The sequence below is a fragment of the Pseudarthrobacter sp. MEB009 genome, from assembly GCF_030208875.1.
Lineage (GTDB): Bacteria > Actinomycetota > Actinomycetes > Actinomycetales > Micrococcaceae > Arthrobacter.
The window spans coordinates 50,644-65,283 of record NZ_JARVTC010000021.1 but is presented as its reverse complement, the minus strand read 5'-3'; the positions used below and the strand labels follow the sequence as shown (position 1 = coordinate 65,283).

Below are 14,640 nucleotides of genomic sequence, written 5' to 3'. Positions count from 1 at the left end.
CGGTCGTTGCAACTCCCAAAAATTCTGGGTGTTGCAACGACCGCTAGAACCCGCCGGTCACCGGCCCGCCGTCGTACGTCCTGAAGTCCTACTTTTTGCCCTGGTTCGCCACGGCCTGGATGGCTGCTGCCGCGGCGTCCGGGTCCAGGTAGGTACCGCCGGCCTTGACGGGTTTGAAGTCCTCGTCGAGGTCGTATACCAGCGGGATGCCGGTGGGGATGTTCAGGCCGGCGATGGCGTCGTCGCTGATGCCGTCCAGGTGCTTGACCAGGGCCCGCAGCGAGTTGCCGTGCGCGGTGACCAGGACCGTTTTACCGGCCTTGAGGTCTTCCTTGATGTCCGACTCCCAGTAGGGCAGCAGCCGGACCAGGACGTCCTTGAGGCATTCGGTGCGGGGCACGGCGTCGCCGATGTCCGCGTAACGGGGATCGCCCACCTGGGAGAACTCGGAGTCGTCGGCCAGGGGCGGCGGCGGGGTGTCGTAGGACCGGCGCCATTCCATAAACTGCTCCTCGCCGTATTCGGCGAGGGTCTGGGCCTTGTCCTTGCCCTGCAGCGCGCCGTAGTGGCGCTCGTTGAGGCGCCAGTCGCGCTTGACGTCGATCCAGCCACGGTCGGCCTTTTCCAGTGCCAGGTTGGCGGTGTTGATGGCCCGCTTCAGGCGGGAGGTGTAAAGGACGTCCGGCAGGACGTTGTGCTCCACCAGCAGCTCACCGCCGCGGACCGCCTCTTTGAGGCCCTGTTCGTTCAGGTCGACATCCACCCAGCCGGTGAACAGGTTTTTGGCGTTCCATTCGCTGTGGCCGTGGCGCAGCAGAATCAGCTTGTAAGTCATGATTTTTATCCTAGCCGAGCGGGGTTGCCGCCCGCCCTGCGTTACACGGCACCCTGCGTAACCCGCCCCGGGATAAAGTGGGGCCGTGGTGCAAAAGGCTGAACGGGTGGTTGCCCCGCAGATTTCCGGCAGGGGTGTCCCCCGCCGGCAGGGCGGTCCCGTGGGAAACGTCACCCGCGGCACCACCAACCCCAACCGCATGCGCCGGGTGGACCGCTGGCTGACCGGGCCGCAGGCGTGGCGCCTCCGGTCCGCGGCTGAGCCCCTGGTGGTTGACCTGGGCTACGGCGCAACGCCGGCCACCGCCGTCGAACTCTATGAGCGGCTGGCGGTCGCCAGGCCTGACGTGCGGGTCTGCGGCATCGAGATTGAGCCCGATCGGGTCCGGGCGGCGCTCCCCCTGCAGCGGCCGGGGCTGAGCTTCCACGTGGGCGGTTTTGAACTGCCTGTCCCCGGCCGGCCGGTCCTGGTCCGTGCGTTCAACGTGCTGCGCCAGTATGAGGAAGCGGACGTGGCCGGGCTGTGGCGGCTGGTGCAGGACCGGCTCGCGCCGGAGGGGCTGTTCATCGACGGGACCTGCGATGAGATCGGCCGCCGGGCGTCCTGGATTGCCCTGGACGCCCGGGAGCCGGTGTCGCTGAGCTTCTCCGTCCGGTTCGGCAGCTTCGCGATGCCTTCGGACGTGGCGGAGCGGCTGCCCAAGGCGCTGATCCACCGCAACGTGCCCGGCGAGCCGGTCCACGCTCTGTTGCAGGCCATGGACAGGGCCTGGCTGGAGAGCGCTGCGCTGGCGTCATTTGGCAACCGGCAACGCTGGCTGGGCATGTGCCGGCGGCTCCGCGCCGGCGGCTGGCCGGTCCAGGACGGGCCGGCGCGGTGGCGGCTGGGTGAGCTGACGGTCGGTTGGGCGGCGGTGGCGCCGCTACCCGTTCCGCCGGCGGGTCACCAGGGGCCGTAGGGGCCCATGTTGCGGCTGCCGCCGCGGCCTGCGTCCTTGACGGCGGGCCGGACGTCGGCGAGGTACACGGACGCTGCCACCACTGCCGCAAGGCCGAAGAGGCCTAGGGTGCCGAAGATCCCACCGCCGCTGCCGAACAGGGAGATCACGCCCACCAGGGCTGCGCCTCCGGTGAGGGCGAGCCAGAAGGGCTTGGTCCGCTTTCCGGTGGCCTCGAAGGCGTTGGCGCGGTGCCGGGCGCAGTCCACCACGGCCCACAGCTCGAGTCCCAGCGCCACCAGCGCCAGGATAAAGAACACTGCCCGTTCTACGGGCACAATAATCAGTTCACCGTCCACGGACCCAGCCTAGCGTCCCAACCGGTCCAGCGCCTGCTGCAAATCGGCCCAGAGGTCTGCGGCGTTCTCCACACCGACGCTGAGCCGGACCAGGTTCTCCGGAACACTGGCCGGCTCCGCGGCGTGCCGGCGGCGCCGCTCGATCAGGGATTCCACCCCGCCCAGCGAGGTTGCGGGCAACCACAGCTCCAGTCCCCTGACCAGCGCATCGGCGGCTTCGGCGCCCGTGAGCCCTGCCACGGGGGCCACCTGGATGCAGACAATGGACCCGAAACCGTTCATCTGGCTCCTGGCCCGTTCGTGGCCCGGATCCGTGGCCAGGCCGGGGAACCGGACGGATTCGATCCGCGGGTGGGCGCTGAGCTGCTCCGCGAGGATCTGGGCGGACGCCTGGGACCGCTCTACCCGGAGCGCCAGGGTGCGCAGGCCACGCAGGGCAAGCCAGGCTTCGAACGGCCCGGCGATGCCGCCGTGGATGATCCGGTGGTGGAGCAACGCGGCCCGGATTTCGGGGTTGGCGGTCACCAGGGCGCCGAGGACAACGTCCGAATGGCCGGCCAGGTATTTGGTCACCGAGTGGAGGACGACGTCGGAACCCAGTTTCAGGGGCTGCTGCCCCAAGGGCGTGGAAAAGGTGTTGTCCGTCACCACCATGGCACCGGCCCGGTGGGCGGCTTCGGCCAGGACGGAGACTTCGGCGATGCCGAGCATCGGGTTGGTGGGGCTCTCCAGCCACAGCATGCTGGCCTGGCGGCCCTCCGGACCGGCGGGGGCCAGGGCTTCGATCACGGCCGCAGTATCCGCGATGTCCACGGTGCGTAGCTCGATGAAGCCCTTCTGCGCCAGTTCGGCTGCCATCACCAGGGTGCCGGAGTAGCTGTGGGTGGGCATCACCAGTACTCCTCCTGCGGGGATCAGTGACAACGCGGAGCTGACGGCTGCCAGGCCGGACGCGTAGAGCAGCCCGGGCAGGTCCGAGCCTTCGAGCTGGCCCAGCGCCTCCTCGAAGGGGTCCCAGGTGGGGTTCGAGTACCGGCCGTAGCCGCGGTCGCCGTCGGCCAGCGGGCCCGTACCGAAATAGGTGGAGGAGAGGACCAGGGGCGGGTTGACGGGCTGGTCGCGCTCCCGCGGCGGGCGTCCGGCAGCCACCACCAAGGTGTCCGGGGACAGGGCGGCTGCCTGCTGTTCAGAAAGGCTCATGCGCAAAAGCGTACTGTCCGGCAGGGAGCGGGCGGAAAGCAGGGCCGCCGGCCGGGCACCGGGCGGTTATCCCCAGCGCGGCGCCCCAATCGGGGATTGCGGGCCGGGATCGGTAGGCTGGTGCGGTGAGCACACTAACGGCCGGCCTATTCATCGCGTTTGAAGGCGGCGATGGTGCCGGCAAGTCCACGCAGGCAGCCCGGCTGGCTGAATCACTGGAATCCCGCGGGCTGACAGTGCTGCGCACCCGCGAGCCCGGCGGGACTCCCATTGGCGAAAAGCTCCGCTCGCTGGTCCTGGACCATGGCCACGGCCACATCGACGCCCACACCGAGGCGCTCATCTTCGCGGCATCCCGCGCGGCACACGCCGGCCAGGTGATCAGGCCGGCACTGGAGCGTGGCACGGTTGTCCTGACCGACCGGTATATCGACTCCTCCGTGGCGTACCAGGGTGCCGGCCGGAACCTGGGCCAGGACGCCGTCCGGACCCTGAACGAGTGGGCCACCTCGGGCCTGCAACCGGACCTGACCGTCCTGCTGGACGTTGACCCGGCCATGGGCCGCCGCCGCCGCACAGCCGGCGAAGCTGCCGAGGACCGGCTCGAATCCGAGGCGGATGAGTTCCACTCCCGGATCCGCGACGCATTCCTTGCCCTGGCCGGCGCCCGGCCCGGAACCTACCTGGTGCTCCCGGCGCACCTGTCCGTGGCGGACCTCGCCGCGCGGATCCTGGAACGGGTGGAGGCGCTGCTGGCCGGCGGCGCAGCAACCCCTGCCGGCCTCCCCGCGCCTTCCCAGCCGGCCGCTTCCCCTCCCGCCGCTTCCCTTCCCGAGGTTTCCCACCCGGCCGCTTCCCTTCCCGAGGTTTCCCACCCGGCCGCTTCCCTTCCAGCTGCTTCCCTTCCGGCCGACGGCGGCCCAGGTGATCTGCCGTGACCGTCTGGGATGACCTGCAGGGCCAGCCCGCCGTCGTCGAACAACTGCGCCAGGCGGCCAGCGGCGACAGCCTGACCCACGCCTGGCTTTTTACGGGACCGCCCGGCTCCGGCCGCTCCAACGCGGCGCGGGCGTTTGCGGCGGCCCTGAACTGCGACCAGGAGGATGTGGCGCTCCGGGGCTGCGGGCACTGCCCCGCCTGCCGCACCATCCTGGGCGAGACCCACTCCGACGTCACCTTCGTCCGGACGGAAAAGGTGACCATCACCATCGACGAGGCCAGGGACCTGGTGGCCACCGCCGGTAACCGTCCCTCGTCCGGGCGGTGGCGGATCATCGTGGTGGAGGACGCCGACCGGATGGCCGAGCGCACCACCAACGTGCTGCTCAAGGCCATCGAGGAACCAACGCCGCGGACCGTATGGATGCTGTGTGCCCCCTCCCCCGCCGATGTGCTGGTGACCATCCGGTCCCGGTGCCGCAGCGTCGCCCTGAGGCTTCCGCCGGCTGCAGACGTTGCTGCGCTGCTGGTCAAACGCGACGGGGTGGAGCCCGGACTCGCGGAACGGGCCGCCCGCGCCGCGCAAAGCCATGTGGGCATCGCGCGCCGGCTGGCCCGCGACCCGGCCGCCCGGGAACGCCGGCTGGAGACGGTGCGTTTCCCGTTGGGACTCCGCGGTGTTACCGCGGCGGTGATGATGGCGGATAAACTGGTGAAGATCGCCACCGCGGAAGCGAACAGTTCCAACGAGGAGCGCGACGCCGCGGAGAAGATTGCGTTGCTGGCCACGCTCGGTGCCCCCGAGTCAGGGACGTTGCCGCCGGCCATGCGGAGCCAGGTCAAACAGCTCGAAGACGATCAGAAACGGCGGGCCAAGCGGTCCATCACAGACTCCCTGGACCGGACCCTGACTGACCTGCTGTCGTTTTACCGCGATGTGCTGATCATCCAGCTGGGGAACGCTGTGGAGCTGGTGAACATTGAACTGCGCAGTGAGCTCGAAGAGTTCGCCCGGCGGTCAGCTCCCGAAGCCACCCTGGCCCGGATGGATGCCATCAATAAAGCCCGCGAACGCATCACCACCACCAACGTTGCACCGCTGTTGACCATAGAGTCCATGGCAGCCAGCCTGATCTGAGACCTCCAAGGAGACCCGATGACTGCCCGCCCCCTGCCCGCACGCGCCCGACCCCTTGCCGTGGCGTTCCGTGCCGCCGGCGCCCTGGCCCTCTCGCTGGTACTGGCCTCCTGCACGCTGGTTAATGGCAGCGGGAACCAGGAAGCCGCCACAGCCAAGGCCGATCCCTCCATCGTCGCCTCGGCACCGGAAGGCCTGGCGGACTTCTACGCCCAGGAAGTGGTCTGGGAGCCCTGCGAGCAGGAATTCCAGTGCGCCAGGGTCACTGTTCCCGAGGACTACGCGGATCCGGACGGTGAAACCATCCAGATTGCGGCGCTGCGGGCACCTGCCACGGGCACCAAAACCGGCAGCCTCCTGGTCAACCCCGGCGGACCCGGCGCCTCCGGGTACGACTTCGTCAAGGACGCGGCCGGGACCCAGTTCCCCACCACCGTCCGGGACGCTTTCGACCTGGTGGGCTTCGACCCGCGCGGTGTCAAGCGCTCAGCGCCAGTCACCTGCCTGAACGATGCCGAGCGGGACGAGGCACGGGCCAAGATCTACGACCTGGAGACCGACGCCGGCCTGGCCGCCGCACTGGCCGACAACAAGGCCATCGCCGCCCGGTGCGCGGAGCAGACCGGTCCCGTGATGGCGCACATTGACACCGTCAGTTCCGCCAAGGACATGGACATCCTCCGCGCCGTGGTGAATGACGCGAAGCTCAACTACGTTGGCTACTCCTACGGAACGTTCCTGGGCTCCACCTACGCCTCGCTGTTCCCGGACAACGTGGGCCGGATGGTGCTCGATGGAGCCCTGGATCCGTCCATCAGCAACGAGGAGCTGACCAGCGGCCAGGCGAAGGCCTTTGAAAAGGCCATCCGCGCTTACGTTGCCAGCTGCCTCCGCCAGGACGGCTGTCCGCTGAGCGGCGACGTTGATTCCGGGGTCCAGCAGATCCGGGACCTCATTGCCGCCGTGCAGCAGACCCCGCGGACGGCAAAGGACGGCCGGCTGGTTAACGCCAACATGTTTGTGAGCGGCCTGATTACCCCGCTGTACAACGACCAAAGCTGGCCGGCCCTCACGCAGGCCCTGGAAGCGGCCACGTCGGGCGATGTAAGCCTGGTGCTGCGGCTGGCCGACCTCGGCGCGGACCGCACTGCCAACGGCACCTATTCGTCCAACTCCACGTTTGCCTTCAACGCCATCAACTGCCTGGACTACCCCATGGTCACCGATCCCGCCGCCATGCGGGCCGAGCAGCAGCGCCTGATGCAGGAGTCCCCCACCTTCGGCTACTTCTTCGCTTACGGCGGCACCAACTGCACGGACTGGCCATACGGCAACATCCGCACCCCGGCGCCGGTGGAGTACACCGGCGGGTCCCCGATTGTGGTCATCGGCACCACGGGAGACCCCGCGACGCCGGTGGAATGGGCCGGGTCCCTCCGCAGGCAGCTGGGCAACGCCGCGCTGATGACCTGGGAAGGCGAAGGGCACACCGCCTATGGCCGGTCTAACAGCTGCCTGGAGGACGCCGTGGACCGTTACCTGCTGAGCGGCCAGGTGCCGGCCGACAACACCGTGTGTTGAGGCGCCGGCCATTTTGACCCGGGCGCCGGGACTCCATTACAGTTGACTCTTGCATGAAGCGCCCGGTTCGCCGGAAAGTTCGTGCGGTGCTTCCTTAGCTCAGTCGGTAGAGCGTTTCACTCGTAATGAAAAGGTCATCAGTTCGATTCTGATAGGAAGCTCGGGAAAAACCCCGTATCGTCGCGGAAATCTGCGACTGTACGGGGTTTTTTGCTGGTTAACGCTGCACTTAGGCCAACCGTGCGCGCACGATCTCGCTGACTGCCTTGCCGTCGAACCGGCCCGCAATGCGGGGCGTGACTGATTTCATCACCGTTCCCATGGACCGGACCGTCAACTCGTGGCCGTCGGCCTTAAGCCCGGCGACTACCTCGTCCACGATGGCTTCGGCATCTTCGCGCGTCAGCGCCTGGGGCAGGTACGCCTCGATGATGTCCGCCTCTGAGATTTCCGCTGCGGCGCGCCCGTCCTCGCCGGCCGCGGCGTAGATGGCTGCGGTGTCCCGGCGCTTGGCAGCTTCCTTCTGCAGCAGGGCCGTGACCTGCAGGTCGTCGAGCTCAACGGGGGTCTTGCCGGATTTTTCCCGCGTCTCAATCTCGCCCAGCACGTTGCGGACGGTGGTCAGCGCCGTCTTGTTCCCATTCTTCATATGGGTGACAACATCGGCTTTCAGGGTGTCCTTCAGGGACATGTCGGTTCCTCGTTCCTCGCTCGGGCCACGCGCTGCGGGGCTGCCCGCACCGTGACGGCGGCGCACCCTTTGTGGCGCGTCCCCGCACCCATTGGATCATCCCCGGTGGGCACCGCGCCCCATCCTCCGTTGCAGGAACCGGGAGCTCCTGATGTTACCGTTCAGTAATGTCATCTCTGCGAACTGCACTGGCCGGGCTCCTCACGCGACCGGCCGGGAAAATCTCCGCCCCGCGACTTATCGGCGCCGTGGCCCTGGGCGGTGCGCTGGTCTTTGCCGGCATCAGCCACCTTACGTTTGCGCGGCAGGAATTCCAGGCGCAGGTTCCGCCGTGGTTCCCCGCGGACAAGGACTTTGTGGTGCTGGCATCCGGCGTTGTGGAGGTAAGCCTGGGGGCGGCGTTGATCGTCCTGCGGCGGCGCCGGGTTCCGGTGGGGCTGGTGGCCGCCGCCTTCTTTATAGCCATTTTTCCCGGCAACATCTCCCAGTACGCGACCGGCACTGACGGGTTCGGACTGGATTCGGACCGGAGCCGCCTGATCCGGCTGTTTTTCCAGCCGGCGCTGGTGGTGTGGGCGCTCTGGTCCACCGGTGCCTGGCGGGAGCTGCAGACGGCGCTGGCGGAAGCCAAGCTCCGGCGCTGACCGCCCGGGACATCAGCCGGTGCGTACGGCAAGCCCCAGCCGGCCATCGCGCATGGTGGCCACGTCATCGGTCAGCGGCACAAACTCGGTGTCGTGAGTAACCATCACGGTTGCCACCTGGAACTCGTCGGTGATGCGACGCAGCAGTTGCACGATTTCCCGGCTTCTGTCGTGGTCCAGGGCTGCCGTGGGTTCATCCACCAGCAGGATCCTGGGTTTCCCCATCAACGCGCGCGCAATATTGACGCGCTGGCGCTGCCCGCCTGACAGCTGGTGCGGACGCTTGCCGGCGCAGTCCGCCAGGCCCACCAGTGACAGCAGCTCCTTAGCCTTGGCGCCCGCATCCCGGAGCGGTGCACCCCGCAGGTGGGCGCCGATAATAAGCTGTTCGACGGCGGTCAGGGACGCCAGAAGGTTCGGCTGTTGGAAGATGATCCCGATGGTTTCCCGCCGCAGGGCACTGAGCTCCCGCTGCCCCAGTCCGCCGGCGTCGGTGCCGGCTATCAGCACCAGCCCGGACGTGGGCCGGACCAGGGTCGCGGCAACGGCGAGCAGACTGGACTTTCCGGATCCGGACGGACCCACCAGGGACATCATCCGGCCGGCCTGCACGGTGAGGTGGACGCCGTCGAGGGCCGTGACGATGCCTTCCCCGTCCGGATACTCAAGGGTAGCGTTGACGAGGGACAGCGGCGCGGAATCGGAGTTGGCTGACATGGGTTAAATCCTTCTGATGGCTGGAGATGGCGTGCAGGCTGGGTTGGCTGCGGCATTATGGCGGGGCAGGTCAGTTGCCACCGAGGGCAAGCAATGGGTCAACCCCGGCGACGCGGCGTACCGCCAGCGCTGCGCCGGCCAGGCCCAGGCACACAATGCCGAGCACGGGTACCAGGGTGGTGACGGGTGAGACCAGGAACGGCGCCGCCTGGCCAGCGAGCAGGCCGCCAACAACGCCGGCACCACCACCAACGGCCGCGCCGGCCACCAGGACCAGCGCCGCCTGCGCCATGGCGTCCCGCAGGATGTAGCCGCTACCGGCACCCAAGGCCTTCAGCACCGCGATGTCCCGGGTCCGCTGGATGGTCCACACGGTCAGGAACGCCACAATGACCAGCGCGGAGATGCCGTACAGGAACCCCTGCATCAACATCAGCGATCCGTTCTCGCTCCGGAACGAACCCAAAGCCTGGAACGAGCCTGTGCGGGTGGCACTGACGGTGCCGGCAGCTGCGTTGGCCGCCGCTTCATCCGCGCCGGCCGGCCCGAGCGTGACGGCGGCCACGGTGCCGGTCTGGGCGGGCCCGGTCACATGGGCCAGCGAAGCCCAGACGGGCAGGTCCACCCATACGACGCTGGTATGGGAGTACCACTGGTCGGCCACAACGGCGGCGACGGACAGTTCCATGCCGCCGACGGTGACCGGGTCGCCGACAGACAGCGACAGGTCGTCCGCAACCCCCGAGCCGAGCACAGCGGTACCTGCCGTGACCGGGCCAGGCGCCAGGCCGCCGTCGGGCGCTACCCCGAAGACTGCGACGTTCGCGGTGGCCGTGACCTCCCCGTCCGGGCCGGCAGCCTGCACGCGGGACTGGCTGATCCCCACCGCTTGGGCGGCCTCGACGCCTGGCTGGTCCCGCCAGAGTGCCACCTGGTCCGCAGTGACGGCGCTGTCGGTAAAGGATGCCTTGGCGCCTGCACCGGCCGGCCCGCCGAACACTATCCTGTCCACGGTCCCGGTGCCGCCGCTGCCCAGCCGGGCGATCGCGGACGTGGACTGGTCGGCCAGGCCTGCTGTCAGGCCGGAGAGCAGGACCAGGAGCAAGGTGATCAAAGCGACCACGCTGCCCATCAGGGCAAACCTGCCCTTGGCAAAACGGATGTCGCGGATGGCGAGGAACACGTTGGACTTCTTCCGGTAGGGCGGGGTGGCTTTCCCTTTCAACTCTCCGCCGGTGCACGCCGCGTGCCATCGTGCAGGCGGTTGATCCCTGCGGCCCATGGTGTGGAGACCGGACTCAACCGATCGGTTGATCCGCTGGTTGCCGCCGGCGCATAGGCTGGACAGATGCCAGCCACCGAACCAGCCAGCCCGCCTGCGGCGCCTGGTTCCGCCGCCCCTGCCGCGCCGCCGGCAGGTCATGAGGGCGGATCTTCGGCAGCCATCCTCCGCGTCCTGCGGATCACCCTGCATGTGGGCTTTGCGGTCCTGCTGGCCGTGGCAGCGGCAAGGCTGTTGCTGGCCGGCGATCCCCATCCGCTGCGGCCGGCCCTGATGGGCGGCGCCGCACTCCTGGCGGCCGCCTACCTGGCGGGCACCATCCTTGAAAAGCGGTTCTCGGCCAGCGGCCAGGGCTTCGATCCGCGCCGTTACGGCCTGCCGTGGCTGGCGACGGTCACGGTGCTGTGGGCCGTGCTCCTGGCCGGCAGCGCGGACTTTTCCTGGCTGGCGTTCCCGCTGTTTTTCCTGCACCTGCACCTGCTGCCCCGGCGGGCTGCACTGGTGGGCATCGCCGTGATGACGGCCGCGGTCATCGGCGCCCAGTGGGCTGCCGGCGGGCTTCCCGTTCCACATGCGGCGGTGGTGCTGGGGCCCGCGCTGGGCGCGGCGTTTTCGGTGGTAACGGGGCTGGCGTACCGGGCCCTCTACCTGGAGGCGGAAAGCCAGCGCCGGGCCGCCGACGAACTCCGCAGGACCCGGGCGGAACTCTCAGCTGCCCAGCACAACACCGGTGTCCTGGCCGAGCGCACCCGGCTGGCCCGCGAAATCCACGACACCCTGGCCCAGGGGCTTTCCAGCATTGTGCTGATGGCCCGGGCCGCGGAGAAGTCTTTGCAGGACGGCGACACCACCACCGCCCGCGACCGCCTCCGGGTGGTTCAGGATACCGCCGCCGGCAACCTGGCCGAGGCCCGCAGCTTTGTCCGCGGCCTCTCCGCCCCGCAGCTGCAGGACGCCTCCCTGGTGGACAGCCTGCGCCGGCTCTGCGCGGCCACGGAAGCCGCAGTTGCGGCCCGCGGGAAGGTGCTCCGCTGCCGCTTCGAACTGGACGGTGTCCCCGTTGAACTGCCACCGCCGCACGCCGTGGCACTGCTCCGGGCGGTCCAGGCCAGCCTGGCCAACGTCACTGCCCACGCGCAGGCCTCCGCAGCCGTGGTGACGCTGGCGTTCCTGGGCAACGAGGTCACGTTGGATGTTTACGACGACGGCATCGGCTTTGACCCGGCAGCACAGGTCGCGGAGGTGCGCCCCGCAGCGGACGGGCGGGGCTTTGGCCTGGGTTCCCTGGCCGCGCGGGTGGCGGCGCTGCACGGCACCCTGGAGCTGCAGTCGGCGCCCGGGGAGGGCACCGTGGTGGCCATCCGGCTGCCGTTGCCCGGACCGGGCACCCCATGACCGCCATCCGGGTGCTGCTGGTGGACGACCACCCCGTGGTGCGGGCCGGCCTGCGCGCCATGCTCACCGATTTTGCGGGCATCCTGGTGGCGGCCGAAGCCGCGGACGGGCAGGCCGCCGTCGACGAACTGCAGCGCCGGCAGGTCCTGGGCGATCCAGTGGACCTGGTCCTGATGGACCTGCAGATGGGCGCCGGGATGGACGGTGTGACCGCCACCCGGCTGATCCGGCTGCTGGACCCGGCTCCGCCCGTCCTGATCCTCACCACATACGACACCGACGCCGACATCCTTGCCGCCGTCGAAGCGGGCGCCAGCGGCTACATGCTCAAGGACGCGCCACCGGAGCAGATCCAGCAGGCGGTGCTTGCCGCCGCTGCAGGCCAAAGCGCCCTGGCACCCAAAGTGGCCGCGCTGCTGATGGACCGGATCACCAACCCCGGCACGGCCCTCACCCGGCGTGAGGTGGAGCTGCTTGAACTGCTCGCCACCGGGCTGTCCAACCGGGCCATGGCGCAGCGGGTGTTCATCTCAGAGGCCACGGTCAAGACCCATCTGGTCCACATTTACGGAAAGCTGGGCGTGGACAACCGCACGGCCGCCATTGCCGAGGCGACCCGCCGCCGCATTATCCGGTCCCCCGGCCAGCAGGCCTGACTCCGCGCGCATGCCTAAGATGGCGTGCATGGACGACGACCAGCTGGCCGGCATCGCAGACACGCTGTACAGCACATCCCTGGACGACTTCGTGGCCGTCCGGGCGGCCGCAGCCAAGGCGGCGGCCGCCGGAGACAAAGCCCTCGGGGCCGCGGTCCTGAAGCTGCCCAAACCATCGGTGGCGGCCTGGGCCGTGAACATGCTGGCCCGCGACAAGCCGGACGTCCTGGCGGGCCTCGCGGACCTGGGCCACCGGATGCAGGCCGCGCAGGCGAACCTCGACGCGGCGGCCCTCCGCGGGCTTGCCCGGGAGCGCCGCACCCTCCTGGCAGCCGCGGTCGACACCGCCCGGACAGTGTCCACTGATCACGGCAGGACCATCAGCGGCGCCATGGCCACGGACGTCGAAGAGACGCTGCGGGCCCTGACGGCCGATCCCGGGGCCGCCGGCGCCGTACGCAGCGGCCTGCTCCTCAAGACCCTCGCGGCAGATGGCGTGAACGCCGTGGACCTTGACGGCGCCACTGCAGTCCCGGGAGCAACAGCACCCGCGGGCGTTTCCTCCGCGTCGCGGGCAGAACCCGCCAGCGACGAACCCGCGGACACCGAACCACTGCAGAAGCGCCCGACGCCGGAACCCGCCAAAGCCCCGGCCCGCACCAAGCCGCGGCTCGAGGCGGTCCGGCAAACCCCCCGGGCGGCCTCCGCACCAGCGCTGGACCGGGCGAAGGAATCACTCGCCGGGGCCCGCGCCGAGGAAGCCAGGACCGCGCAACTCGCGGCGGACCTGCTGGAACAGTCGGAACGCTCGCGTGCCACTGTCGCTGACCTGGAAACGGAAACCGGGCAGCTCCGCAGCCGGCTCAAGGCAGCCGAGGAGCAGCTCGCTGCGGAGCGGAAGGCCCTGGCCGCGGGCGCAGCGGAGGCCAAGCAGGCCGCCCGGGCAGCGGCGAAAGCTGAGCGGACGGCCATGCTGGCGCAGGAACGGGTGCTCCGCCTGGGCAACACGCGGGACTGATCCCGGGGAATGTCGTACCCCGGTTGCAGACTTGAAGCATGGAAACGCACACCGTTCAGGAATTTCACGTCACGTACTTTGACGCCGACTGCGGCCGCGCCCGGGCTGAAGTCTTCGACACCTTGGCCGGCGCCCGGCGGTTCGCCGACCGGCACAGCACCGGTGCGGACGGCTGGGCCGTGGTGGACACCGTCACCGTCGAGCAGGTCCGCCTCGCCGCTTAGCGCCGGGCACAGCGGGGCGCCGCAGCAACGCGGTTAACGCGGGAACCCGCACCGCCCATGCGGGCAGTACGGGTTCCGGCGGCTTCACGCGGCCGGCGTGGGGGCCGTGCCGGTGCCTGGCCGTGGTGGTCAGGCGAAGTCGGAAACGGCCGGGTCGGCACCGATCCGGCCTTCGCCGGCCGCGGTGCGGTCCAGGCCGTTGAGGGCCTCGATGTCGCCGGCGTCCAGGGCCACTTCGAGGGCCGCGAAGTTCTCGCGGATCCGGGATTCGGTGACGGACTTGGGGATGACCACGTTCCCGATCGCCAGGTGCCAGGCGATGACGACCTGCGCCGGGGTGACCTGGTGCTTGGCCGCGACGGCAGCCACTGCCGGGTCTTCCAGGAGCTCGCCGCCCTGGCCCAGCGGGGACCAGGCCTGGGTGAGGATGCCGTTCGCAGCACCGAACTGGCGGAGTTCGCGCTGGCTGAAGTAAGGGTGCAGTTCGATCTGGTGGATGGCCGGAACCACGCCGGTTTCATCGATCAGGCGCTGCAGCCCGGCCGTGGTGAAGTTGGAGACACCGATGGACTTGACCCGGCCGCGCTTCTGCAGCTCCACCACGGCCTTCCAGGTGTCAACGTACTTGTCCTGCTTGGGCTGCATCCAGTGGATCAGGTACAGGTCAAGGGTTTCCAGGCCGAGCCGGGCCATGGACTCTTCGAAAGCGGCCAGCGTTTCCTCGTAGCCCTGATCCGCGTTCCACAGCTTGGTGGTGATGAACAGCTCTTCCGGGGAGATGCCGGAGGAGGCGATGGCGCGGCCCACGCCGGCTTCATTGCCGTAGATCTTCGCGGTGTCGATGTGCCGGAAGCCTGCTTCGAAAGCCTGGCGGACCACTTTTTCCGCTACGTCGTCCTCAACCTGCCACACGCCATAGCCGAGCTGGGGGATCGTGTTTCCGTCATTGAAAGTCAGTGTTGGTGAAGAAGTCATGCCCTCATCCTGCCAAACCGCTGCCGCCTGAAGGGGTGAATCCGGCCGG

15 protein-coding genes, 1 tRNA gene and 1 pseudogene are annotated in these 14,640 nt (G+C 69.1%); 10 read left to right on the top strand and 7 right to left on the bottom strand.

Annotated features, from left to right (window positions below):
• Nucleotides 1–88: 88 nt before the first annotated feature.
• Nucleotides 89–835, bottom strand: coding sequence for a phosphoglyceromutase (locus QRN07_RS19180; protein WP_050686160.1), 747 nt, complete (start codon nt 833–835; stop codon nt 89–91).
• Nucleotides 836–920: 85 nt separating this feature from the next.
• Here QRN07_RS19180 and QRN07_RS19175 point away from each other — a divergent pair, with 85 nt between their 5' ends.
• Entirely contained in the window at nt 921–1,793 is an 873-nt protein-coding gene (locus tag QRN07_RS19175) for a class I SAM-dependent methyltransferase (protein ID WP_285241929.1), read from the top strand.
• On the opposite strand, the gene QRN07_RS19170 is transcribed toward QRN07_RS19175, so the two are convergent.
• Together QRN07_RS19170 and QRN07_RS19165 are read right to left on the bottom strand one after the other, a co-directional pair.
• A complete protein-coding gene (locus QRN07_RS19170; RefSeq protein ID WP_050686158.1) occupies nt 1,778–2,131 on the bottom strand; it encodes a DUF2516 family protein in 354 nt (117 codons plus the stop codon). The genes QRN07_RS19175 and QRN07_RS19170 overlap by 16 nt on opposite strands.
• A gap of 9 nt (nt 2,132–2,140) precedes the next feature.
• Complete coding sequence (locus tag QRN07_RS19165; protein WP_285241928.1) at nt 2,141–3,331, bottom strand: trans-sulfuration enzyme family protein; 1,191 nt, start codon at nt 3,329–3,331, stop codon at nt 2,141–2,143.
• 125 nt (nt 3,332–3,456) lie between these two features.
• Between QRN07_RS19165 and tmk the strand changes: the two are divergent.
• The 4 genes and pseudogenes from tmk to QRN07_RS19145 form a co-directional block, all read left to right on the top strand.
• Nucleotides 3,457–4,110 (top strand): annotated as a pseudogene (gene tmk, locus QRN07_RS19160) (dTMP kinase); the annotation flags it as partial.
• Nucleotides 4,111–4,265: 155 nt separating this feature from the next.
• Nucleotides 4,266–5,408 carry a DNA polymerase III subunit delta' gene (locus tag QRN07_RS19155; protein ID WP_050686154.1) on the top strand — a complete coding sequence of 381 codons (1,143 nt, stop codon included), beginning with the start codon at nt 4,266–4,268 and terminating at the stop codon, nt 5,406–5,408.
• A gap of 18 nt (nt 5,409–5,426) precedes the next feature.
• Complete coding sequence (locus QRN07_RS19150) at nt 5,427–6,989, top strand: alpha/beta hydrolase (RefSeq protein ID WP_285241927.1); 1,563 nt, start codon at nt 5,427–5,429, stop codon at nt 6,987–6,989.
• Nucleotides 6,990–7,077: 88 nt separating this feature from the next.
• Nucleotides 7,078–7,150: transfer RNA gene (locus QRN07_RS19145), tRNA-Thr, on the top strand.
• Nucleotides 7,151–7,218: 68 nt separating this feature from the next.
• On the opposite strand, the gene QRN07_RS19140 is transcribed toward QRN07_RS19145, so the two are convergent.
• Nucleotides 7,219–7,680, bottom strand: coding sequence for a GatB/YqeY domain-containing protein (locus QRN07_RS19140; RefSeq protein ID WP_285241926.1), 462 nt, complete (start codon nt 7,678–7,680; stop codon nt 7,219–7,221).
• 167 nt (nt 7,681–7,847) lie between these two features.
• Between QRN07_RS19140 and QRN07_RS19135 the strand changes: the two genes are divergently transcribed.
• Nucleotides 7,848–8,324, top strand: a complete 477-nt coding sequence (locus tag QRN07_RS19135; RefSeq protein WP_200933664.1) for a DoxX family protein — start codon at nt 7,848–7,850, stop codon at nt 8,322–8,324.
• 12 nt (nt 8,325–8,336) lie between these two features.
• On the opposite strand, the gene QRN07_RS19130 is transcribed toward QRN07_RS19135, so the two are convergent.
• The gene (locus tag QRN07_RS19130) at nt 8,337–9,041 is read right to left on the bottom strand and encodes an ABC transporter ATP-binding protein (protein ID WP_056600218.1); all 705 of its coding nucleotides are present in this window, start codon (nt 9,039–9,041) and stop codon (nt 8,337–8,339) included.
• 70 nt (nt 9,042–9,111) lie between these two features.
• Nucleotides 9,112–10,224: an ABC transporter permease gene (locus QRN07_RS19125; protein ID WP_285241925.1), complete on the bottom strand. Its 1,113-nt coding sequence runs from the start codon at nt 10,222–10,224 to the stop codon at nt 9,112–9,114.
• Between the two features lie 165 nt (nt 10,225–10,389).
• Between QRN07_RS19125 and QRN07_RS19120 the strand changes: the two genes are divergently transcribed.
• The 4 genes from QRN07_RS19120 to QRN07_RS19105 are packed head-to-tail and all read left to right on the top strand — an operon-like array spanning nt 10,390 to nt 13,616.
• On the top strand, nt 10,390–11,718 hold the full coding sequence (locus tag QRN07_RS19120) for a sensor histidine kinase (RefSeq protein ID WP_285241924.1): 1,329 nt from the start codon (nt 10,390–10,392) through the stop codon (nt 11,716–11,718).
• Complete coding sequence (locus tag QRN07_RS19115) at nt 11,715–12,374, top strand: response regulator transcription factor (RefSeq protein ID WP_050686150.1); 660 nt, start codon at nt 11,715–11,717, stop codon at nt 12,372–12,374. Before QRN07_RS19120 ends, QRN07_RS19115 begins: the two co-directional genes overlap by 4 nt.
• 28 nt (nt 12,375–12,402) lie before the next feature.
• Entirely contained in the window at nt 12,403–13,392 is a 990-nt protein-coding gene (locus QRN07_RS19110; RefSeq protein WP_285241923.1) for a hypothetical protein, read from the top strand.
• Nucleotides 13,393–13,430: 38 nt separating this feature from the next.
• Nucleotides 13,431–13,616, top strand: coding sequence for a hypothetical protein (locus tag QRN07_RS19105; RefSeq protein WP_050686148.1), 186 nt, complete (start codon nt 13,431–13,433; stop codon nt 13,614–13,616).
• 129 nt (nt 13,617–13,745) lie between these two features.
• Here the strand turns inward: QRN07_RS19105 and QRN07_RS19100 are convergent, their stop codons facing one another.
• Complete coding sequence (locus tag QRN07_RS19100; RefSeq protein ID WP_285241922.1) at nt 13,746–14,591, bottom strand: aldo/keto reductase; 846 nt, start codon at nt 14,589–14,591, stop codon at nt 13,746–13,748.
• Nucleotides 14,592–14,640 lie beyond the last annotated feature (49 nt).